Origin of the sequence: Candidatus Enterovibrio altilux (assembly GCF_002381345.1) — a bacterium.
Classification (GTDB): Bacteria; Pseudomonadota; Gammaproteobacteria; order Enterobacterales; family Vibrionaceae; genus Enterovibrio; species Enterovibrio altilux.
The window spans coordinates 845,521-867,429 of sequence record NZ_CP020660.1 but is presented as its reverse complement, the minus strand read 5'-3'; the positions used below and the strand labels follow the sequence as shown (position 1 = coordinate 867,429).

The 21,909-nt window shown below is 36.3% G+C and carries 12 protein-coding genes, 2 tRNA genes, 1 rRNA gene and 6 pseudogenes; 12 read left to right on the top strand and 9 right to left on the bottom strand.

The annotated features are described in order from the left end of the window. Positions 1–51: 51 nt before the first annotated feature. The 3 genes and pseudogenes from BTN50_RS03725 to BTN50_RS03715 all read left to right on the top strand — a co-directional run bounded on the left by BTN50_RS03725 (position 52) and on the right by BTN50_RS03715 (position 2,913). A complete protein-coding gene (locus tag BTN50_RS03725) occupies positions 52–1,122 on the top strand; it encodes a glycosyltransferase family 9 protein (protein WP_096619071.1) in 1,071 nt (356 codons plus the stop codon). 53 nt (positions 1,123–1,175) lie between these two features. Beyond that, positions 1,176–2,062 (top strand): annotated as a pseudogene (locus BTN50_RS03720) (IS5 family transposase). Between the two features lie 68 nt (positions 2,063–2,130). Further along, positions 2,131–2,913 (top strand): glycosyltransferase family 2 protein, encoded by a 783-nt coding sequence (locus BTN50_RS03715; RefSeq protein WP_096619070.1) that lies wholly within the window; start codon positions 2,131–2,133, stop codon positions 2,911–2,913. Here the strand turns inward: BTN50_RS03715 and BTN50_RS03710 are convergent. Further along, a complete protein-coding gene (locus BTN50_RS03710) occupies positions 2,910–3,950 on the bottom strand; it encodes a glycosyltransferase family 9 protein (RefSeq protein ID WP_096619069.1) in 1,041 nt (346 codons plus the stop codon). The genes BTN50_RS03715 and BTN50_RS03710 overlap by 4 nt on opposite strands. Positions 3,951–4,496: 546 nt before the next feature. Here BTN50_RS03710 and BTN50_RS03705 point away from each other — a divergent pair. Next, positions 4,497–5,366 (top strand): annotated as a pseudogene (locus BTN50_RS03705) (IS5 family transposase). 52 nt (positions 5,367–5,418) lie between these two features. Here BTN50_RS03705 and BTN50_RS09385 read toward each other — a convergent pair. From BTN50_RS09385 to rpmB, 3 genes and pseudogenes are all read right to left on the bottom strand, one after another. After that, positions 5,419–5,577, bottom strand: a pseudogene (locus BTN50_RS09385) (transposase); the annotation flags it as partial. Between the two features lie 628 nt (positions 5,578–6,205). Beyond that, positions 6,206–6,373, bottom strand: coding sequence for a 50S ribosomal protein L33 (rpmG, locus tag BTN50_RS03700; RefSeq protein ID WP_096619068.1), 168 nt, complete (start codon positions 6,371–6,373; stop codon positions 6,206–6,208). Positions 6,374–6,384: 11 nt separating this feature from the next. Continuing rightward, positions 6,385–6,621 carry a 50S ribosomal protein L28 gene (gene rpmB / locus BTN50_RS03695; RefSeq protein ID WP_096619067.1) on the bottom strand — a complete coding sequence of 79 codons (237 nt, stop codon included), beginning with the start codon at positions 6,619–6,621 and terminating at the stop codon, positions 6,385–6,387. Between the two features lie 914 nt (positions 6,622–7,535). On the opposite strand from rpmB, the gene coaBC reads away from it, so the two are divergent. Together coaBC and dut are read left to right on the top strand one after the other, a co-directional pair. After that, positions 7,536–8,762 (top strand): bifunctional phosphopantothenoylcysteine decarboxylase/phosphopantothenate--cysteine ligase CoaBC, encoded by a 1,227-nt coding sequence (gene coaBC, locus BTN50_RS03690; RefSeq protein ID WP_096619066.1) that lies wholly within the window; start codon positions 7,536–7,538, stop codon positions 8,760–8,762. 20 nt (positions 8,763–8,782) lie between these two features. Next, a complete protein-coding gene (gene dut / locus BTN50_RS03685; protein WP_096619065.1) occupies positions 8,783–9,238 on the top strand; it encodes a dUTP diphosphatase in 456 nt (151 codons plus the stop codon). A 579-nt stretch (positions 9,239–9,817) separates the two neighbouring features. Here dut and BTN50_RS12155 read toward each other — a convergent pair. Together BTN50_RS12155 and BTN50_RS12150 are read right to left on the bottom strand one after the other, a co-directional pair. Continuing rightward, positions 9,818–9,982: a hypothetical protein gene (locus BTN50_RS12155; protein ID WP_394336739.1), complete on the bottom strand. Its 165-nt coding sequence runs from the start codon at positions 9,980–9,982 to the stop codon at positions 9,818–9,820. 219 nt (positions 9,983–10,201) lie between these two features. Beyond that, positions 10,202–10,417 (bottom strand): annotated as a pseudogene (locus BTN50_RS12150) (transposase); the annotation flags it as partial. Between the two features lie 717 nt (positions 10,418–11,134). Between BTN50_RS12150 and BTN50_RS03675 the strand changes: the two are divergent. Beyond that, complete coding sequence (locus tag BTN50_RS03675) at positions 11,135–12,310, top strand: glycosyltransferase family 4 protein (protein WP_096619064.1); 1,176 nt, start codon at positions 11,135–11,137, stop codon at positions 12,308–12,310. An 82-nt stretch (positions 12,311–12,392) separates the two neighbouring features. Here BTN50_RS03675 and BTN50_RS03670 read toward each other — a convergent pair. Continuing rightward, positions 12,393–13,287 (bottom strand): annotated as a pseudogene (locus tag BTN50_RS03670) (IS5 family transposase); the annotation flags it as partial. A gap of 640 nt (positions 13,288–13,927) precedes the next feature. Next, the gene (uvrD, locus tag BTN50_RS03665; RefSeq protein ID WP_096619063.1) at positions 13,928–16,105 is read right to left on the bottom strand and encodes a DNA helicase II; all 2,178 of its coding nucleotides are present in this window, start codon (positions 16,103–16,105) and stop codon (positions 13,928–13,930) included. Positions 16,106–16,851: 746 nt separating this feature from the next. Here uvrD and BTN50_RS12145 point away from each other — a divergent pair. Next, the gene (locus tag BTN50_RS12145) at positions 16,852–17,007 is read left to right on the top strand and encodes a transposase (protein WP_096619062.1); all 156 of its coding nucleotides are present in this window, start codon (positions 16,852–16,854) and stop codon (positions 17,005–17,007) included. Between the two features lie 930 nt (positions 17,008–17,937). Here the strand turns inward: BTN50_RS12145 and BTN50_RS09380 are convergent. Beyond that, positions 17,938–18,816 (bottom strand): annotated as a pseudogene (locus BTN50_RS09380) (IS5 family transposase). Between the two features lie 136 nt (positions 18,817–18,952). Between BTN50_RS09380 and BTN50_RS10050 the strand changes: the two are divergent. The 4 genes from BTN50_RS10050 to rrf all read left to right on the top strand — a co-directional run bounded on the left by BTN50_RS10050 (position 18,953) and on the right by rrf (position 20,642). Then, entirely contained in the window at positions 18,953–19,093 is a 141-nt protein-coding gene (locus BTN50_RS10050) for a hypothetical protein (protein ID WP_161492937.1), read from the top strand. Positions 19,094–20,027: 934 nt separating this feature from the next. Next, a tRNA-Ile gene (locus BTN50_RS03650) sits at positions 20,028–20,104 on the top strand. A 45-nt stretch (positions 20,105–20,149) separates the two neighbouring features. After that, a tRNA-Ala gene (locus BTN50_RS03645) sits at positions 20,150–20,225 on the top strand. A 301-nt stretch (positions 20,226–20,526) separates the two neighbouring features. After that, positions 20,527–20,642: ribosomal RNA gene (gene rrf, locus BTN50_RS03640) — 5S ribosomal RNA — on the top strand. Positions 20,643–21,909 lie beyond the last annotated feature (1,267 nt).

Genomic DNA, 21,909 nt, shown 5'->3' with positions numbered 1-21,909 from the left:
ACATATTGATAACTGCATAATTACAATAATTAAAATCACATAAGCGTTATTATGTCTTTATTCTCAGTCCCACCACAATCACTTTGTATTTTACGCCTTTCTGCAATTGGCGATGTATGCAATGCCATTGCAGCAGTGCAAGCGATTCGAGCACAATGGCACACGACTCAAGTCATCTGGATAGCAGGCAAAGTTGAAGCTGCAATGCTGACACCATTATTACCCGATATTACCGTAATTGCTTTTGATAAGAAGCAAGGCCTCAAAGGGATGCAAGCGGTCTGGAAGGCATTGAAAGGACAACGCTTTGATGCACTACTTCATATGCAAAATTCAATTCGAGCTAGTATTTTATCTGTGGGCATAAAGACAACGTATAGACTAGGTTTTGATAAAACCCGTGCTAGTGAGTTGCAGCAGTGGTTTACCAATGTAAAAGTACCGTCGCCAACTTCGCCCCATGTGTTAGATGGTTTTATGGCGTTTACTGAAACCTTGGGACTGGAGCCTCAGACTCCAACATGGACACTTTCCCTCCCAGAAAGCGACATCATATGGGCAAAAGATCAGTTAACCTCTAAACCCAGTCTAATTGTTGCGCCTACGGCCAGTCAAGTTTTTAAAAATTGGACTGTGGAAGGCTACACGGGAGTCATTGAGCATGCAATCGGCAAAGGGTTTAATATAATTTTAGCGGGTTCTCCTAACAAAATTGAAATTGAGTTAGGCCAAGTAATCGAAAGTAAGTTTCCACACGCCATAACTAATTTAATTGGCAAAACAACGCTGTTGCAATTACTCGCATTAGAGAAAGAAGCATCACTAGTATTAGCATTAGATAGCGGTCCAGCACACTTAGCAAATGCTGTGCACACTCCAGTTATTGGTTTATATACTCACCATAATCCTGACCGCACCGGCCCTTATAATTGGCGTCAGTATGTGGTCAGTACTTATGAGGATGCAATCAAAGACGAAAAAAGCCAAGCAGTAAGAGACATGTCTTGGCGTATGCGCGTGAAAAATAATACTGCCATGCAAAGAATAACTGTTGATGAGGTAATTTCTCGCTTTGATGAAGTAATCCAAAAAGAGGCTTTACTTTTTAAACTAGGGAACTAAATTATCAATTTTTCTCTAAATAGCTAAGCTCACTTAGATATTCAGGTCTATGGATGAGCTTCGCTGCAAAAAAATTAACTGGAAGTAGTATAATCCAGAGTGGCTCACTGGCACTCTGGATTGATGCATAAGTTATTCAGCTATGGAATCAAACTAAGCAGGGTAATTATGGGAGACCTAGTTTATTTAGAGCGACTTAGTCATGATGATGGCCTTCATGGTTAAACTCGTATTTTCAATACCATTGAGAGGTCCGCAAGGATTCATTAATTCTGCTTTTAAATTTGCTCAATTGTCGTTGTTATGGTCGCAATATTAATGCATTAGCAAGCAAGCCCCAATGGTTAACGTCACGTTCAAAGCGAAGGATAAAGAAACCATCCAACACTTAGTCATTGATCCTACGGTAAAGGCTAATGTAAAGTAAAAAAAATATTGCACTGATGGAAAACAGTGAGTCTGGCGCAATTTACATTTAGCGGTAGAGATAAATACGTATGCAACTATTACTGTTGAGTTAAGTGAGTCAGATGTAACTGTCGGTAAAGTCCTACCTAACTTGCTCAAACAGACCTGCCGAAGAATCAATGAAATATCATATGATAGTGCTTACAACACTGGACAATGTTACGAAACCGTTCGTATTAAACGAGTGGTTCCATTCATTCATGAAGAAAAGGAGCAACTTATTGGGAACGAGGCTATCCGTGCCATTTAGCGATCAGTTACCAGTAGTTATACAGTTCAAGTAGGCATTGCAAAAGAAAGTATGGTTACCATAAACGTTCTCTATCAGAGGCGGCAATGTTTCGAGCCCAAAGACTTCTCGAAGGGACATTGAGCTTCAGAGATCACAATGCTCAAATTAAAAATCTACACTCTGATAAAAGCGTTAAATAAGTTGACAGGGCTAGGTATGCCTAAAATAAATGTCTCATAGTGAATCATGTGGAATTTATTATTTGAACTCAAATTAGGAAACAAAGCTCAAAAAAAGGAAATTAGTTAATGAATCAGAGCAAACAACGCGCATCCATTAGCGCCATTATCATCACCAAAAACGAAGAACAAATTTTACCCAAATGTTTAGCATCTCTCGATTGGTTTGATGAAATTATCGTAGTGGACTCAGGAAGTACCGACAATACGATAGTTATTGCGGAACAAGCAGGAGCAAACGTTTATGTAAGCACAAAATGGGCTGGATTTGGTAAGCAAAAGCAATTAGCTCAACATTATGCAACCAAAGAGTGGATTCTAGCTATTGATGCCGATGAAGTCATCAGTGAGTCTCTCAAAAATAGTATTTTAGAAGTACTTGCAGCGCCTCCAGAGAGAACTATTTTTAGTTTATGGCGTACAACCTGGGTGTTCGGACGATTCCTAAAATACTCGGGTTGGTACGATAAAATTATTCGCTTTTATCCACGGAAATTCACTGGTTATAATGATGCAGTAGTGCATGAAAAGATCATTGAACCGAAAGGCAGCCAAAAACAAATTTTAGACGGTGACATGTTACATTACCCATACCGAGATCTTCACCAGTACCTTGAAAAATCAGCTTTTTATGCAAAATCTTGGGCTGATGTATGCCACGCTCAAGGGAAGAAAAGCAGTATAATCCAAGGTATCATACATGCGACTAGCTGTTTTTTGAAGATGTATATATTGAAATGTGGCTTTCTTGACGGTAAGGAAGGTTTTTTAATTGCTGTGCTTTCTGCGCACTCTACTTTTGTGAAATATGCAGACCTTTGGATTCGTAAAAATGATCGCTTAGCAAACTAAGAAAACGGAATTACGCGGGCAATGAACGACATGACATCGGGTAAAATTTTTTCGATATTAATATTAAACATGTCCGATCTGATGTCTTTACTTATTGGTGGAGCAAAGGCAAGATGATGACCATGACTATTGATAGACTGCCATCGTAGAGGTGTTGCACTGCGTTTTGCAGAAAAAAAACCAATGGTGGGCACATCAACTGTTGCCGCAATATGTAATGGTCCTGTTGAACTAGCAATGAATGCACTCGCACAGGCAATGGACCGCGTAAAATCTTGCAGGCCATCATTTTTGTCATATACCACTGACGGCAGACCATGATTATTCAGCAATTTCTGAAGTTCCGCTGCTTTTTGTTCTTCACCAGGCCCAGCAGTTAATACCACCTCCAACGGTTTTGGATTACACATGCCAATCACTAAATTAGAATATTGGATTAAAGACAAGTTATTTGCCGAACCCCCATTCCCTGCGTGCACATATAACCATGGTTTATTTTCGTCGAGATCTAGTAAAACCGAAAGTTTAGTACGTTGTTTAGCCAAGACTTCCGTACTAAATCGTAAATATGGCGCCGTTGGTTCAATAGGTTGTATGTTCTGCTTTTCGAGGAATACTCGAATAAGATCAAGGTTGTATTGATATTCAGGTTTTTCTGATTTAGAACGGTGCTGTGTTACGCGATGGTTATATAGAAATTGAAATATCTTAGTGGCAGGAGCTAAACGAAAAGGAATTTCGGCCTTCCACACCAAGGTTGCATTGTGAGCATTTAAAAAAAAACAGATTACCGCATCAAAATGATGTGAATTGATTTTTTTTATTAATGTTTTTTGATTTAACTGATCTGCATTTTTTTCACAATCTACCAATATCCTGTCAATTGATGGACACAATACTGCTAGTGCTTTGGTGTATGACGGTATTAATGCAGTAATTTCAGCATCTGGCATCGATTGCTTCAACATAGCAAACGCAGGCCAAGCCAACATAAAATCACCAATTTTATCATTCCGAATAACAAGAATTTTTTTCATTATGTGTTCCAGTTTATGATTATTCGTATAGGTTATACTGCATAGTATTGATTAAAGTGGCACACAATAATTTGGTTAACGTATGTAACTAACTGATTATGCTTTAAAATTAATATTAATATTTAATGAACGCACCAATCTCTTTATCGTGTATTTGCATTAATTTTGAAAATTATACATGTAATATGTTATATACAGTTCAATTAATTGACACATGATGGGAAAGCGAATGAAAAGTAAAGTAAGAGAGCATGATACTGATTGTAAATGATAAGTTTGATGTAAGTTACATCTAGCAGTCAATATAAATTTACATGAAATTAGTGGCTAAGAGCTGGATAATTTCTTTATTCTGTGTTTTGAACGCTACGTTAACCGTTTCGGTTCGCTTATTCATGCATGACTAATGAGAGCATGACAAAGTTTTATTTTTTAATAAAGAAACCCAATTACTAATTTATGCTTTAAATAGCTAGGATCATACTAGTATTCAGGCCTATGAATAAGTTTCGTTACCAAATAATTAACTGGAAGTAGTATAATCAAATTTTAATCAGTCATGGTTTATTAACATTGTGGATGAATGAAGAAGTCATTCAACTGTGTAATCAAACTCAGCAGGATAATCATGGGAACCCACGTTTATTTAGCGACTTAGCTATTACGACAGCACTTATAGTTAAACGCGCATTATTCATGCCATTGAGAGGTCCGCAAGGATTAATTAATTTTGTTTTCAAACTTGTTCAACTGCCTGCCGTGGCCATGCCCTCACTATTCATGCGTTAGTAAACAAACGAAAACGGGTAACATTTCGTTCAATAACGAATATTATAGGAAGCATCCAGTTCTTAACCATGGATTTTACGGGGCTTACAGTATACGGTGAAGGAGAATCAAAGTAAAAAACATGATATTGGTGGAAAATTATGAGTTTGGCGTCAGTTACATTTAGCGGTAGATATAAACACGCATGAAATCATTGTCCTGAGTTAAATACGTCGAATGTGACTGACGGTTAAGTGCTACTTAATTTGCTTAAATAGACACACTGAAAAATCAATGAAATACTAGCCGATGGTGCTTACGAAATGAGATAATGTTACGAGACTGTTCGTATTAAACGAACGATTTTTATTCGTCTTACTAAAAAAGGAGCAACTTTCTGGAAATGAGGTCATCTGCGCCATTTAGCGGTCAGTTGTTAAGAGTTATACGATTTAAATATGCATGGAAAAGTGAGGAATAGTAACCATAAATGTTATTTATCAAAGTGGGCAATGTGTCGAGTCAAAACTCCTTGGAGGAACATTGAACTTATGGGATTACCATGCTCAGATTAGTGAGACTTGCTCCATGATAAAAGCGTTAAAGAAGCTGATCGAGCTAGGCATGCCTAAAAAAGCAATTGATTAATCGTTAATTATGCTGAAATTTGCTATCTGAATTTGAATTAAAAAACAAAGCCTAATGGCATTGAAAATATGCGTTTGATCATGAGTGCTGTCGTAATGGCTAAGTTGTGAAATAAACGAGACGATCCATGATTACTTTGCTGAGTTTGATTCCATAGCTGAATAATTTTTGCATTAATCTAGAATATTAGTGAGGCAAGATTGATTAAAATTTAATTATACTGCTTTCAGTTGGTTATCTTGTAGCGGAGCTTGTTCATAAATTTAAATATTCAAGTAAAATTAGGTGCTTACAGTGTGGATTGATTTAGTTTCCTGATCTAGGAAACTAAATCAATAAGAACAGAACTTAACATTTAGGGTAAGAGTAATCAGCATAACTCTGTCGCAAAAGATGGTATCTTACGTTAAGTTCCATTGATGGAATTCATGTCCCACTTGGCTAAAGGCATACTGTTTGATTAGCAAAAAGATTTGAAGAGGGAACGTATGAACTCTGCACTTCGTTTTTCTTCCTCGTGATGATCTTACTGGTTGCTCAAAGGAATAGTTCCTTCTTATCATCAGGAGAACACTGCTCGAAGTAACCTAATGATGAAAACTAATCATTAGTCTGCTCAGCAGGAGGATAGCATTTATGTGCTGAAGTACATTCAGTTTGCTTAAAAATATTTTCAAACCACTTGAAGAAGATTTATTTTAAAAGAACGTGAATATGGTGGTTTTAGTAAAACTTAGTAGTAGGATACAATCCTGTTCAAAACTACAAAAAATAATAATAGGTTACAACAATACTGAGACCTATCATGATCGCTCTTTAAGATCAGAAGTTGAAACGTATTATTTAATTTTAGCTTCCTTATATATTACGTGCTGGCGAATAACTGGATCAAATTTTTTGATTTCAAATTTGATTGACATGTTACGTTTGTTTTTATCAGTGGTATAGAAGTGACCTGTACCAGCAGATGATACTAAACGAATTTTTTCACGAATGCTTTTAGCCATTTTAGATCCTCTTAAACGTTCCCACCACGAGCACGAATGTCTGTAAGAATCACATCAATGCCTTTCTTATCGATGATGCGCATACCTTTAGGGGTTAGGCGCAGTTTAATGAAGCGGCTTTCGCTTTCTACCCAAAAACGATGAGTTTGTAAATTTGGTAAAAAACGACGCTTGGTGGCGTTACGTGCGTGAGAACGGTTATTACCCGTCATAGGACGCTTGCCAGTTACTTGGCATACTCGAGACATAAATGTTTCTCCAAATTGGTTTTAGCTCACTATTAACCTTGTTCACTAGTTCTATAGGAATAGAGTTTACCTCTAGATCAAGATTATTATGAGGTTGCATATTATACTAATTACGATTCCATTGCTCAAGTCCCAAGCAGATCCTTTTTGTTATTTTTTTTAATTATTTTAGCCATTTTGACTAGCTTTGCTTCCTAAATGAAAAAACTCAAGTGGTGATTTACGTTCTAAACAGTTAGGCTTACTGAAATATTTAGTTCTATTGGCTCGCTTCGTCATAAAATAATTAATTGAATGCAATATAATTAATCTGTAACTAATCGTTATTCACTGATATGTTGGATTGATGCAGAGACCATTTAGTTGTGGAATTAAATCAAGTAAGGCTATTGGGGGGAGACCTTATTTATTCAGCGGCTTAACCATTACACTGGTTCTTCTGGTTAAACAGTATTGTCAATTCCGTTCAGAGATCTGCAAGGATTCATTAATTCTGCTTTCAAACTTATCGAATGACCATTGTATGCCCTCATCCTTCATGCATTAGTAAGTCAGGAAAAACAGCTACCCTTGTATTTAAGACATTTTGTTTCCTCATTCGAGTTCCGATAACAAATCCAAACATGATTTACTATGAGATAATTGCTGTTATGTTAGGCATACCTAGTTCTGCTAGCTTATTTAACACTTTTACTATTTCGCAGGCTTTGTTAATTTTGGTATTGTAATACTTTAGGCTCAATAGCATTCAGAGGCGCTTCTTAAACAAGACTATAATAGTCAACGATGTTGGAACTTACTGTCGGAACTCTAATTAAGAAACAAAACGCTTTTTATAATCAATAGCGCCTGAAAAGTAATTAACGCTTATTTGTGATATCTTAAAGTGTATTTATTCATTGGCTTATTTGGTTATGATTCAGACAAGCTTACAATCTTTATCTGGAAAACGCATTGTGCTTGGTATTGGTGGTGGTATAGCCGCCTATAAGTGTGCAGATCTTTCCCGTCGTCTTATCGAACGTGGAGCGCAAATACGTGTAGTAATGACGCATGCAGCAAAAAAATTTATAACTCCGTTGACCATGCAGGCCGTATCAGGACATCCAGTGTTAAAAAGTTTGCTTGATCTTGGAGCAGAAACAGCAATGGACCATATTGAAATCGCTAAATGGGCTGATTTCGTATTACTGGCCCCTGCAACTGCAGATTTAATAGCTCGTATTGCTGCTGGTATGGGCAACGACTTACTCACCACTATTTATTTAGCAACTGATGCGCCCGTTGCATTTGCACCCGGAATGAATCAGCAAATGTATCGCGCTATTGCTACTCAAGAGAATATTGCGACACTTTCTCGTCGTGGTCACCCTATCTGGGGCCCTGCTAGCGGCAAACAAGCGTGCGGCGATATAGGTATTGGTCGTATGCTTGAGCCACTCCAATTAGTTGCATTGATTGAAAATTACTTTATAGATACTGATCTATCGGGTCTTTCTTTATTGATCACTGCTGGGCCAACACGTGAAGCTATCGATCCCGTACGTTATCTATCAAACCACAGCTCAGGAAAAATGGGTTATGCGATTGCAGAGGCGGCATCAAAACGTGGAGCAAGAGTCACACTTGTAAGTGGTCCTGTAAATTTGCCGACACCTGCCAATGTTAACCGCATTAATGTACAAAGTGCAGAAGAAATGCATGTAGTCGTTCAGCAACATGCAGGCGTGCATCAAATTTTCGTCGCATGTGCCGCAGTAGCGGATTTCAAGCCTGCTACCATGGCAAACCAAAAAATGAAAAAAAAAGATGGTCATGATGAAATAACATTATCTCTTACAAAAAACCCCGATATTCTTGCCTCAGTCGCAGCCATGACTGATAATAGACCATTTACAGTAGGTTTTGCAGCAGAAACACAAGATGTCGAGCAATATGCACGCGATAAACTTGCGAAAAAAAATCTTAACTTGATCTGCGCTAATGATGTTTCGCAGCAGGAGCAAGGTTGTGACAGTGATCAAAATACATTGCATTTATACTGGCCTAATGGAGACAAGATATTGCCACTAGCAAGTAAAGTAAATATTGGCCATCAGTTAGTTGGTGAAATTGTATTGCTATTTCACGGGGATAAATGAGAACTCAGTGGAACCTTATTATGAAAAAAATTAACCTTAAAATTCTTGACTCACGCGTTGGTACAGAATTTCCACTGCCAGTTTATGCGACTGAAGGATCTGCAGGCTTAGATTTGCGTGCATGTTTAGATGAACCTATGACTTTAGAGCCAAATCAAACACAACGGATCCCAACAGGCTTTGCCATGCATATTGGTGACCCGTCATTAGCTGGAATGATTCTTCCACGTTCTGGTCTTGGCCATAAGTATGGAATTGTTTTGGGGAACCTTGTGGGTTTGATCGATTCGGATTACCAAGGTGAATTGATGGTGTCTTGCTGGAACCGTAGTAAAGAAACTTTTGTTATTGAATCTGGTGAGCGGATTGCTCAGATGGTTTTTGTGTTTGTTATGCAAACAGAATTCAACATTGTTGAAAATTTTGATGTAACTGAACGTGGTGCCGGAGGATTTGGGCATTCAGGTACTAATTAATAGTGTCAACTTAGTAAAAAAATAACAAAAACGTCACTGAACCGTGGCGTTTTTTGTGTGTTATTCATATTTTTATTATTGGCCAGAGGCAAAAACTAGGCGAAGGTACGCCATTGAGGTAGACGCGACATAGCCGAGATTTGAACTAAGAGCCCGTTGATAACAACAAAGACGCTATCTATTCATGATTAACTAAAAAAAGCATAATTGCTACATTGCTACGAAAATTTTTTTAAACTTTAGCATAAATGCTGAAATTGACTCAAGGCAGTTAACGTATTATTATCAGTAAGTTTGCTACACAAGTGGGTGTGCCCGAGGTAGTGCTTTATCACTATTTTCAAGTAAAGCCGATTTGTTTCCTAATTCAAGTTTAGATAGCAAATCCTAACATGATTAAATAATCACTTTTGTGTTCGACGCATCTAGCTTTCGATCAGCTTATTTTAGTGCTTTTATCATAACGTAAGTTTCGCTCAATAAAAATTATAATTTTTTAAGCTCAACGTTCCTCCGAAAGATTTTTTGACTCGATACATTGCCATTTTGATAGGATACATTTATTATGGTAATTATACCTCATTTTTCAATGCTGATTGGAACTGTATAACTTCTGGTAACTGCTCGTTTAATCCGAACAGTTTCGTAACATTGGGCACCGTAAGCACTATTGGCTAATATTTCATTAATTTTGCGGCGGGGGGTCTGTTTGAGTAAGTTAGGTAGCACTTTACCGTGAGTCACATTTGATGCACTGAATTAAGCAGCAATGATTTAATGCACATTTATATCTATCGTTAAATGTAACTTGCGTCAAATTTACTGTTTCTTATCAGTGCTATACTTTTTTACTTCTTATTTTCCTCTATCGTAAATTTTGAGCTTGATAAAATCAATAGTCCAGTGTTGGGTGGTTCATTTGCTCTTCGCCTTGAACTGACGTTAATCGTTTTGGTTTGCTTGCTACTGCATGGATAGTGAGGGCATAGCAATGACCGTTGAGCAAGTTTGCAAACAAAATGAATTAATTAATCCTTGCAAATTTTTCAATGGCATTGTAAATACGCATTTAATCATGAGGGTCGTCGTCATGGCTAAGTCGTTAAATAAACTAGATCTTCCATTATTACTCGGCTTAGTTTGATTCCATAGCTGAATAGCTTCGTTATTAATCTGGAATGTTAGTGAGCCTAGCTATTTAGAGTGTTGATTGAAAATTTAGCTCCATGGTTTAGGAAATAAAGCCAGTTATTGTAAGTATTTTTAATGAAGATAACAATGATTTAAATCAAAAAACTACTCGAAAGAATATTAAGCCTAAAGGATTGCACAACTCATATTAGTGAAACCTACGCTATGATAAAAGCATTAAATAAGCTGATAAGACTAGGCATGCTTAACACGAAAGTGGTTGTCTAATAGTGAGTAATGTTGGGATTTGTCATTGAAACTCGAATTAGGAAACAAAGCCTTGTAACCTCGTTTCCTCTGTATATGCAAGAAGTGGTGCTTGTTTGCAAAATAGATAAATAATATTTTTTGTGGGTAATAAAAAACCTGGCTAACTATGGAATGCCTGGAAACCTAGATAAAAAATTATTGCTCACGTCTTTCGTTGTCGCAAAAAAACATTTAATGTACTTTGCGATCGTTTATCTATATTTAAAATTGTTTTGCGGTGTATACAATATCTCTTGCAGATAATAAACACATTGTTGACCAGTGCTATACGCAATGACTGAAAACATAATGTGGCCCTATGCACCCGCCTGAAATAACTCATTGAATGCATGAGTAAAAATTTCACATGCAATGATAAATTACGGACATTTACTCGCTAAATTTACGCTTATCTTGAGTATCATTAACCATAACGCAATACATTGGAAAGACAACATGGAGTACACAGAAGTTACCAGCTACCTCCACAATATTAGCAACGATTATAAGCCTGCTATTTTGCATATTTGTCTTTCTACTGGCTGTGGTGGGTTAGAAATGTATCCTTCACGCGTGGGTGGGCAATTCCTGCAAAAGGGTTATTGCGTGTTTGGTTTGGCATCAAAAAATTCTCGTGTTGCAAAATTTATGAAAAATGCGGGTATGAATGTTTTTACAGTGAAAAATAAATTTCAGCTATTTGGCCCCAAACTATTTGAGCTTACCAGATGGCTGCAAAAAAATAAGATTAAAATTATTCATAGTCACAAGTCTGGAGACATACTGATTTCCATGTTGTTGAGCTTGTTCACGACACGGTTCAGTGTTTTTACAGAACATATAGGCGTAAAACATTCAAAAAAAGATGTCTACCACCGATTAGTGTATCGTCACATTAATCAGGTGCTATCTGTTAGTAATGAGACTTATCAACGTAATATGAATACGCTTCCTGTGTCAAAAACTAATATTCAATGTTTATGGTTAGGTACTCACATTGATGCTCGAGATATTTCTACCCCTTCAATTAATCACAAACTGAAAAGTGAACTTAATCTATCTAAAGACACCATGTTGATTGGTACTGTTGGTCGCATTTGCAAAGGTAAAGGCCAAAGTGAATTGTTGACTGCATTCGAGCTTATTGCAGATGAGTACCCAAATGCGCATTTAATCCTGATAGGTGGTTTGCTTGAAGATGAAGGGGCAGATGTTGGTTTTTCGTTAATATTGCAATCTCAAGCAGTAGCATCTGCACATACTGCACGTATTCATTTTGTTGGTTACCGTCTAGATGTATCTGAGCTACTAGATGAAATCCAAATTGTATGCTTACCATACTATAATGAAGCCTTCGGATTAACGGCCATTGAAGCTATGTCGCAGCGATGTGCCATTGTAGCAGCTAATACTGGTGCATTGCCGGAGATTCTAGGAGATACGGGAGTGTACTGTGACCCACAAAGCTCACTGTCTATTGCAATAGGATTAAAACAATATTTAAGTATGCCTGCCCTCATTCATAAAAACGCCACAAACGGTTATTTGCGAGTTACGAAGCATTTTTCGATGCAAGGACATGTTGACAAATTAGAAAGCATTTATTTAAATGGCGTGGCACAACTTGTATGATTCAAGAAGTGATATATACTTATAATGAGGTTCTATTTTTTAATTTAAGTTCAGGTAGTAAACTCAAAATGCTTAATGATGAAACAATTATTTTTACTTTAGGTATACCGCGTTTGTCAGCTTATCTACCACGTTCATTATGGCGTAAGTTTCGCTAATCTGAGCAGTATGATCTCTTAAGCTGAATGTCCCTCCCAGTAATGTTTTGATTTGACACATTGTCGTTTTTCATTGGAAACGTTTATGGTAATTATATTTCATATTTTCAATATTGATTTGAATCGTATAGCTTCTGGTAATTGATCGTTAAATTATGCGGATGACCTTTTTTTGCGGGATGAGAAGAACCGTTTGTTTAATATGAACGGTTTCGTAACATTGTCTAGTGTCGTAAACATTATCGGCTGATATTTTATTGATTTTTCGGCTGGTCTGTTTGAGTAAATTAGGTCGTACTTCACCGTTAGTTACATTTGATGCACTTAACTCAGCAGAACTGATTTCATGCGTATTTATATCTATCACTAAATGTAATTTACGCCAGACTCGCCGCTTTCCATCAGCACTATGCTTTTTTATTTGCTATTCTTCTTCATCGTAGATTTTGAACCCCGCAAAATCAATGAGTAAGTGCTGGATGTTTCCTTTATCCTTCGTCTTGAACGGTGACATTAATCGTTTTGGCTTGCTTGCTAATGTATGAGTCGTTCGGGCATCACAATGGCAGTTGAATAAGTTTGAAAAGAAAATTAATGAATTATTATAAATTTTTTATGGCATTGAAAATATCTATTTAATGATGAAGGTCATTGTAATGACTACGTGGCTAAATAAACGAGGTTTTCTACGATCACTTTTTTTAGTTTGATTTATAGCTGAATAGTTTTTTCAGTAATACAAAATGTTAGTGAGCCCTGATTGATTAAAGCTTGATTATACTGCTTCCAATTAGCTGTTTTGTGGCGGAGATTCTTAATAGACCTGAATATTTAAGTGAGCTTAACTGTTTAGAACATTGATTAAAAATTGAGCTACCTAACTTAGTAAATAAAGCCGATTGTCATAAACGTTCTCTAGCAGAGAAAGCAATGGTTTGAGTCAAAGCGTTACTCAAAAGTATATTGAACCTAAGGAATCACACAACTCATATTAATAAAACCGTTGCCATGATAAAAGTGTTAAATAAGCTAATTGAGTAGATATTTCTAAAATAAAAGTAATTATTTAATAGTGAATTATGTTGAAATTTACTATTTGAACTCTAATTAGAAACCAAGGCCTGTTTGAAAATGCGTAGGTTGTGACTAATCTGTAGATTGGACGGAGTAACACAGTTAGCTCCTGTTGGCCTTATCTGGATGTGAGTGAGATAAGGCTTTTTTGATATGTAGTGCAGGTTACATAACATGTAATCGGTGAATAAAGTCTTCAGTGTATTGAGGTTGAATTGTGCTACAATGTATACGCCCTGGGGGTCTTAAAGAAAGGAGGACGAGCAACTCACTGTTTAACTCACAGTCTGGTCTGAGGAAAAGATATTTTAATCACTTTGCTAGCAAATCTTATGCATGAAAAAAAGAGAAGAGAATCGTCTCTTTTCTTATCGCTGTCGTTAGTTTACATTGCTTTAAGCTTGGCATATTGCGTCACTAACCACTTAATGCCTGCACTGTTAAAGGCTACTTGCACGCGGCTTTGGTTACCACTGCCTTCAAAATTAATGATGGTTCCTTCACCAAATTTAGGATGCTGAACGCGTTGACTCAATGCAAATCCAGTTTGGTTAAAATTAGACTGTTTTTGTATTTGCGAAAAACGACCAGTTGCCGCAGCAGGACGAGATACCTGTACTCGCATGCGTACTTCTTCCACACACTCTTCAGGTAGCTCACGAATGAATCGAGAGGCCTTATGAAACATAGTTTTACCATACATGCGACGTGTTTCTGTGTGAGTGATAAAAAGTTTTTTCATTGCGCGCGTCATACCTACGTAGCAAAGCCGACGCTCTTCTTCCAAGCGCCCATTTTCTGCCGATAACATTTGTCTAGGGAACATGCCTTCCTCAACACCGACCATAAACACCAGTGGAAATTCTAGACCTTTGGCACTGTGCAGAGTCATCAATTGCACTGCGTCGTCAAATTCATCAGCCTGCCATTCGCCCGCTTCAAGTACTGCATGAGATAAAAATGCCGATAATGTCGACATAGTTTCTTTTACCTCTTCAGGTACTTCATACTGGCGTGTTGCAGTCACCAGTTCTTCCAAATTATCGATTCGTGCTTGGGCTTTTTCACCTTTTTCTGCTTCGTACATCGCACGTAAGCCTGTGTTTTTAATCATATAATCTGTTTGCTGGAACAAGGCCATTTCACAAGTATCATTTTCAAGCGTATTCACTAGTTCGATGAAACGTCGCAATGAATGTGCCGTGCGTCCAGCTAGTACTTGTTCTTCTAATAACTGTACACTGGTTTCCCACATAGTCGCTCCGCGATCACGGGCTGCCAAACGAATGGTTTCTAACGTTCTATCACCTAAACCTCTTGTTGGGGTATTAACCACGCGTTCGAAGGCTGCATCATCCAAACGATTTGCCATTAAGCGAAGATATGCCAGAGAATCTTTGATTTCTTGACGTTCGAAAAACCGCATACCGCCGTAAATACGGTACAACAAACCAGCTTGAATTAGCGCTTCCTCGAGAATACGCGATTGAGCGTTATTACGGTACAACATGGCGCAATCGTTCAGTGTGCCACCATAATTTTGCCATGATTTGATTTTGCCCACAATAAAACGCGCTTCATCCAACTCGTTAAACGCACAGTATACTGAAATAAGTTCTCCTTCTGAACCGTCTGTCCATAGGCTTTTACCCATTCGTTCGGTATTATTTTCAATTAGATGATTCGATGCTTTTAGAATGTTGCCTGTAGAACGGTAATTTTGCTCTAAACGAATAGTTTTTACTTCTGTGAAATCATGGATAAAACGTTGAATGTTCTCTATTTGTGCACCACGCCAACCGTAAATTGACTGGTCGTCATCACCAACAATCATCACGTTTGCTTGAGTACCGACCATCATGCGTAACCATGCGTATTGGATATTGTTAGTATCTTGGAACTCGTCAACTAGGATATGCTTAAAACGCTTTTGATAATATTCACGAATATGCGCTTTATCTCGCAGCAATTCATGGCATCGGAGCAACAATTCGGAGAAATCGACTAATCCTGCACGATTGCATGCTTCTTGATATGCGCTATAAATATTCTGCCATGTTTTATCAATAGAGTCGAATTGAGAATCAATGTGTTGTGGGCGTAAACCTTCATCTTTCTTGGTATTGATATACCACGATGCCTGACGTACAGGCCATGATTTTTCATCGAGATTTCGTGCTTTGATTAATCGGCGTAACAGACGTTGTTGGTCATCCGAATCCAAAATTTGAAAATCTTGTGGCAAGTTGGCATCCAAATGATGTGTACGCAGAATACGGTGACACAATCCGTGGAAGGTACCACACCATAAATTCGACGCGGTACCGTGCATCAGACGCTCGATGCGGCCTCGCATTTCTGCCGCAGCTTTATTGGTGAAGGTCACAGCTAGCACAGAGAACGGAGCTGATAGCTCCTCTTGCATCAACCAGGCAATGCGATGAACAAGAACCAGCGTTTTACCACTCCCTGCACCTGCTAAAATCAGATAGTTACCGAGCGGAGCAGCTACGGCTTCGCATTGTTTATCATTAAGACCGTCTATGAGATGGGATACGTCCATTTTTCATTCAATTATTATTTATATATTATTTGAGGATTATATACCTAAATACAGCTGAGTTATTCATTTTTAGCTAAGTTTATGAGGTAAACGCGGACTCAAGATTTATTTTTTTCGCCCGAATAACGCAAAATAATCAGCAACATCTATGCTTAATTAACTGAAAAATACGGAATTAAACATCTTAAACTTGTTATTTGTTTTGGATGTCAAAGAGTATGTAAATTTTAGGAGAATCACTGTAAAAATTATTTAAGTGCTTGTGTTTTGAGCATACCGAGTCTGTGCAGCTTATTTAATGTTTTTAGAATTGTGCAGACTTCGTTACAATGGGCATTGTAATCCTTCAGGTTCAATTATTCCTTCCAGGAGTTTTTTGACTTGAAACAGTGTTATCCCTGCTAGGGAACGTTGATGGTCACCATACGTCGTTTGCCAATGCTGATTTGAACCGTATAATTTTTGGTAACTGACCGCTACATGACGCGGATGATCTCGTTTTCAAAAAGTTGTTCCTCTTCTTAGTGAAATCAGTGGAACCGCTTGTTTAATAAAAACTATTGATCTTATTTCGACTTTGTTTTCTACATCATGAAACTAAATTATTAAGCTACGTTCTAAACAGCTAGGATCACTTAAATGTTAAGGTCTATAAACAAATTTTCTTACAAAACAACTAATTAAATATAGTATAATTAAGCTTTAATCAATCGTAACTAGCTAATATTCTGAATTGATAAGAAGCTATTCAGCTATGGAATCAAACTAAGCAGAGTAATCATGGGAGATCTCGTTTATTTAGCAACTTAGCTATTACGATGGCCCTAATGGTTAATAACGTATTTTCAATACTAATGAGAAGTCTGCAAGGAGTCATTAATTTTCTTTTCAAATTTGTTTAACTGCTGTTGTTATGTCCTCATGATTCATGGAGGAGCAGGCGAACCAAAACGAAGAGTAAAAAAATTGTCCAGCACTCATCCATTGACTCTGCGGGGCTTAAAGTTTATGGTGAAAGTGGATGAAAAGTAAAAAATATGGTACTGCTGAAAAATGGTGAGCTTTGTTCAAGTTACATTTAGCAGTAGATATATAGATGTGTGAAATAATTGCTGCAGAGTTCAGTGAATTAAATGTGACTGATGGTGAGGTACTATCTAGTATACTCAAACAGACTCATTAAAAAATTAATAAAATATTAATTGATGGTGTTTATGATACCAGATAATGTTACAAAATCGTGCATATTAAACGAGTTATTTTACTTGTCTTACCAAAAAAAAGAAACCATGTTTGGAGACGAGGTAATCTGCGTAATTTAGCGGTTAGTTACCAGAAGTCAGATGGTTCAAATCAGCCTTGGAAAAGAAGTGTGTTTACCATAAGCGTTCCCTATTAAAAGCAGTAATGTTTTGAATCAAAAAATTACGTGGAGTTGATAATTTTTTCCACAGTTGATAGTTTGATCATGATCTTAATCACAACCAATTTTTCTTATAATTAACTACATAAAACAAAAGGTATTAATTTTAATTATTTTAATAATTAAACAAATAATTTATAGGTTAAAAATAAATATCCACACACTTATCCACCGTATGTTGTGTTTTATATAAATCCACGATTAACTTTGTTTGTATTGTTACATGACTGTTTATTTATCATCATTCATATTCACTATATTAAATTTAAATTTGAGCCATAGAGAGGAAGATATTGAAATTCTATACTGAAAATGCATGTCATTTCTTTGATGAAGTCACTCCGATAACATTCTGCTGGCTCTGTTTCTTAATTCAAGTTCAGATAGTGAATCATGTTAGGATTCATTATTAGATAATCGTTTTCGTTATAGGCATACCTAGTCTTGCCAGCTTATTTAACGCTTTTATCATGGTATAAGTCTCGCTAATATGAGTATTATGATCTCTTAAATGCAATGCCTTTCTGAGTAATTTTTGGACTCGGAACATTGCAGTTTTTGATAGAGAATGCTTATGGTAAACATACCTCTTTTCCAAGGCTGATTTGAACCATTTGACTTCTGCTAACTGACCGCTAAATTACTCGTCTCGTCTTCAAACATTGCTTCTTTATTGGTGGTATGAGTGGAACCGCCCGTTTAATGTGCATGGTTTTGTGACATTATCTGGTGCCGCTAGCACTATCGGCTAATATTTCATTGATTTTTCGGTGGGTCTGTCTGAGTAAGCTAGATAGCCTTTCACCGTCAGTCATATTTAATGCACTTAACTCAGCAGCAATGAATTCATGCGTATGTTTATCTACTACTAAATGTAACTTCCACCAAACTAGCCGTTTCCCATCAATGTCATACTTTGTTTACTACCATTATCCTTCACCGTGCACTATGAGTCCTGTAGAATCCATGACTAAGTGCTAGGTCTTTTCTTTATTCTTTATATTGAATGAAACGTTAACCGTTTTGGTTTGCTTGCTAGTGCATGAATCGTGATGGCATGACAATGGCAGTTGAGCAAGTTTGAAAGCAGAATTAATGAATCTTGCAGACCTTTTCGTGGCATTAAAAATACGCATTGAACCATGCAGACCGTCGTAATGGCTAAAGCGCCAAATAAACGCAGTCTTCCATGATGACCCTGCTTAGTTTGATTCCATAGCTGAATGGCTTTTTTACCAATCCAAAATGTTAGTGAGCGACGATTGATGAAAGCTTTATTATACTGCATTCAGTTAGTTGTTTTGTAGGGAAGCTTGTTCATAGACTTTAATATTTAAGTGAGTCTAATTATTTAGAGTGTTGATTGAAAATTTCGTTCCTTGATTTAGGCAATCAAGCCGGTTACTATAATAGCAGGGACAGCAATGGTTCGAGTCAAAAAACTACTGGTAGGAAGATTGAGTCTACGGGATCACATAACTCAGACTAGTGAAATTGACGTCATAGTGAAAACGTTCAATAAGTTGACAAGACTAAGTATGCCTAACATGAAAGCGATTGTCTAATAGTGAATCATGTTGTAATTTGCTACCTGAACTCAAATTAGACAATAAAGCCACTTTAATAGGAAGTTCAGTGTTGATCGTGGTTAAAAGGAGTTACCATGACATTTTAAAGGTTGTGAAAGCAACGCTGCAAATATTATAATTTTTTTCTTGACTTGATTGCGAAACAATGGATAATGTATCTCTAGTAGTAAGAATGATCCTTCTATAGTCATGTTCTTTAATAATATAATTTTTATTAATAGTTATCTATTGTAAATAAAAAAATTGATTAAAAATTTATTATATGGTTAATGTAGCTTTATTTTGAAACAAAATTTATGCAATACACAATAGTATTACCTTCTGGCAACAATAAACTTATAATTAAATAGCTTTTATATGATGGCGAACTTAATACGCGCAAATTAAGTTATAGATATACGAGTAGTAACTTACTTAAATAATAATTATTAGTTAATCAGATATAATAAAATAAAAAAAGTTGAGAGAAATTTTAGTTTATTATTTTGTAGTTTAAGATAAATTAATACATGAATACCATTCAATTCATGTGTTACACTATCGTTAAGTTCTTAAACGAGTACAAACCTTCTTCTTATTTAGCAGTGGATAATATCAAAAACTGCAGAGGGACTGTCACTATCATTAGTTAACTGAAGTTAAGATAAAATTTTGTTAAATTGTTGCATTATTGTATAATTTTAAAAAAACATGCCTTAGCCTAGCTGCCTAGCTCAAAGCCTATAAAAATAATTAATTTATATTGAAACTTAGCATGTATAATCAGTCACAATATAAGGTGGACTATTCTAAAATAAATAACTTAACTTATGAATAAACGTTTACCTCAGTATAGATAGCTTATAGTTATATTATTTCCGTAAAATACTATTAATGTATATTGTTTAGATTAAAAAACTAAAGACTTAGTGGGTCTGTAGCTCAGGCGGTTAGAGCGTACCCCTGATAAGGGTGAGGTCGGTGGTTCAAGTCCACTCAGACCCACCAACATTGTTTTCTAGATAATGTTGGCTATTACTAAGTACTGATGATGGGGTTATAGCTCAGCTGGGAGAGCGCCTGCCTTGCACGCAGGAGGTCTGCGGTTCGATCCCGCATAGCTCCACCACTTCTTCAGTATCTTCATAAAGTGAATGTATTCTACAGAAATAATATTATTTAGTAATTAAGTTTAGAATTAATAAGCATAGAAAGTATTTAAATGCTAAGTAAGCTTTGAATAAATCATCCCTATGATAACGTAAATAGATATTAAAATTGATTACGTATGAGTTTTACTCATACAATATCTAAAAAATTTAAGCATACACAAAAATAGTCTATGTGTGTTTTACTAATAAGCTGAACTAGGGAGACGAACATCATCGTATCCAAAGTGAAAATTAATGAGTGAAATACTACAAAATTTGCTTGGCAACTATAGCGTTATGGACCCACCTGATTCCATGCCGAACTCAGAAGTGAAACGTAACAGCGCTGATGGTAGTGTGGGGTTTCCCCATGTGAGAGTAAGACATTGCCAGGCTCTAAATTATAAATATATGTATGAATAAACATGTATTGAATGAATATCCAGCAATAGTTCAGTTGATTAAGATACAGGCTTTTTATATTATTGGTTGAAGTCCTTTTTGTTTTGCTTTTTGTTAAGAAGCCTCGCTAGTAATAGTGCGGCTCTTTGTCTCCATGAAAACCCCGGCGTTTATTTTCATGGCTTTATTTCTTCATTTTAATTCAGATAGCAAAACCTTATATGATTAACTATTAGATGATTATTGTCTGTTTCAGACATATTGAATTTAGTCAATTTATTTAACGTTTTTACTATTGCATAGGTTTAGTTAAGCTGAGCATTGTAATCCCTTCGGCTCAATGGTTCCCCCCCTGCATAGTTTTTGATTCTAAACAAAGCTAAAACGATAGTAACAAATGAATCCTTGAAGACAGCTCAATTGTATTGAAAATAGTCGTCTGACTATGAGAATCGTTGTAATGGTTCATTCGCTAAATACACGAGGTCTTCTATGCTTACCTTTCTTCATTTCATTCCATATCTGAATGGCTTTTGCATTAATCCAAAATATTAGTGAGCCATGATTGATTATATAATTTTCAGTTGGTTGTTTGGTAGTAAAGTTTATTCCTAGGCCTAAATGTTTAAGTTCACCTAGTGGTTTAGAGAATAGATTAATAATTAAGTTCCTTCATTTATGGAATAGAGTCGAAATTTGCTACAAAGATTTATTAATTCTTTTTTAGGTTTGCTTAATTGCTATACTCATATCTTTCAGGCATTAGCAAATGGACCAAAACGGTTAACTTCATGTTTAAGATTAAGACTAAAAAAACTATTTAGCACTTGGATATTAATGTTATCAGGCTAAAAATTTACGGTGAAGGTGAATGACAAGTAAGAAGATGTTACACTCACGTGTAAGTGCTCCCTAATTTGTTTAAATAGACTCGCCGAAGAATCAATGAAATATCAGGCGATGGGGCTTACATAATATAAAACAATGTTACGAAACCATTCGTATTAAACGAACTATTTCATGCATCTTACCAAGGAAATAATTTTTTAGGAGCGGTTTTATCTGTGTAATTTGAGCGATCAATTGCTAGAAATTATACAGTTTAAATCAGCATTGGAAAATGAAATATGATTATTATAAATGCACGTTTATTAAAAGCGATCATATTGTGATTTAAAAAACTACTTGGAGGAATATTGAGTCTCAGAAATGACAATAGCCAGATTGGTAAAATCTATGCAGTAATTAAGGAGTTACATA

What these genes read in the sequence shown, in the direction of transcription:
- BTN50_RS03725 (WP_096619071.1), top strand. Translation starts at nt 52, where the DNA reads ATGTCTTTATTCTCAGTCCCACCACAATCACTTTGTATTTTACGCCTT.
- BTN50_RS03715 (WP_096619070.1), top strand. Translation starts at nt 2,131, where the DNA reads ATGAATCAGAGCAAACAACGCGCATCCATTAGCGCCATTATCATCACC.
- BTN50_RS03710 (WP_096619069.1), bottom strand. Translation starts at nt 3,950, where the DNA reads ATGAAAAAAATTCTTGTTATTCGGAATGATAAAATTGGTGATTTTATG.
- rpmG (WP_096619068.1), bottom strand. Translation starts at nt 6,373, where the DNA reads ATGGCTAAAAGCATTCGTGAAAAAATTCGTTTAGTATCATCTGCTGGT.
- rpmB (WP_096619067.1), bottom strand. Translation starts at nt 6,621, where the DNA reads ATGTCTCGAGTATGCCAAGTAACTGGCAAGCGTCCTATGACGGGTAAT.
- coaBC (WP_096619066.1), top strand. Translation starts at nt 7,536, where the DNA reads ATGATTCAGACAAGCTTACAATCTTTATCTGGAAAACGCATTGTGCTT.
- dut (WP_096619065.1), top strand. Translation starts at nt 8,783, where the DNA reads ATGAAAAAAATTAACCTTAAAATTCTTGACTCACGCGTTGGTACAGAA.
- BTN50_RS03675 (WP_096619064.1), top strand. Translation starts at nt 11,135, where the DNA reads ATGGAGTACACAGAAGTTACCAGCTACCTCCACAATATTAGCAACGAT.
- uvrD (WP_096619063.1), bottom strand. Translation starts at nt 16,105, where the DNA reads ATGGACGTATCCCATCTCATAGACGGTCTTAATGATAAACAATGCGAA.
- BTN50_RS10050 (WP_161492937.1), top strand. Translation starts at nt 18,953, where the DNA reads ATGGTTCGAGTCAAAAAACTACTGGTAGGAAGATTGAGTCTACGGGAT.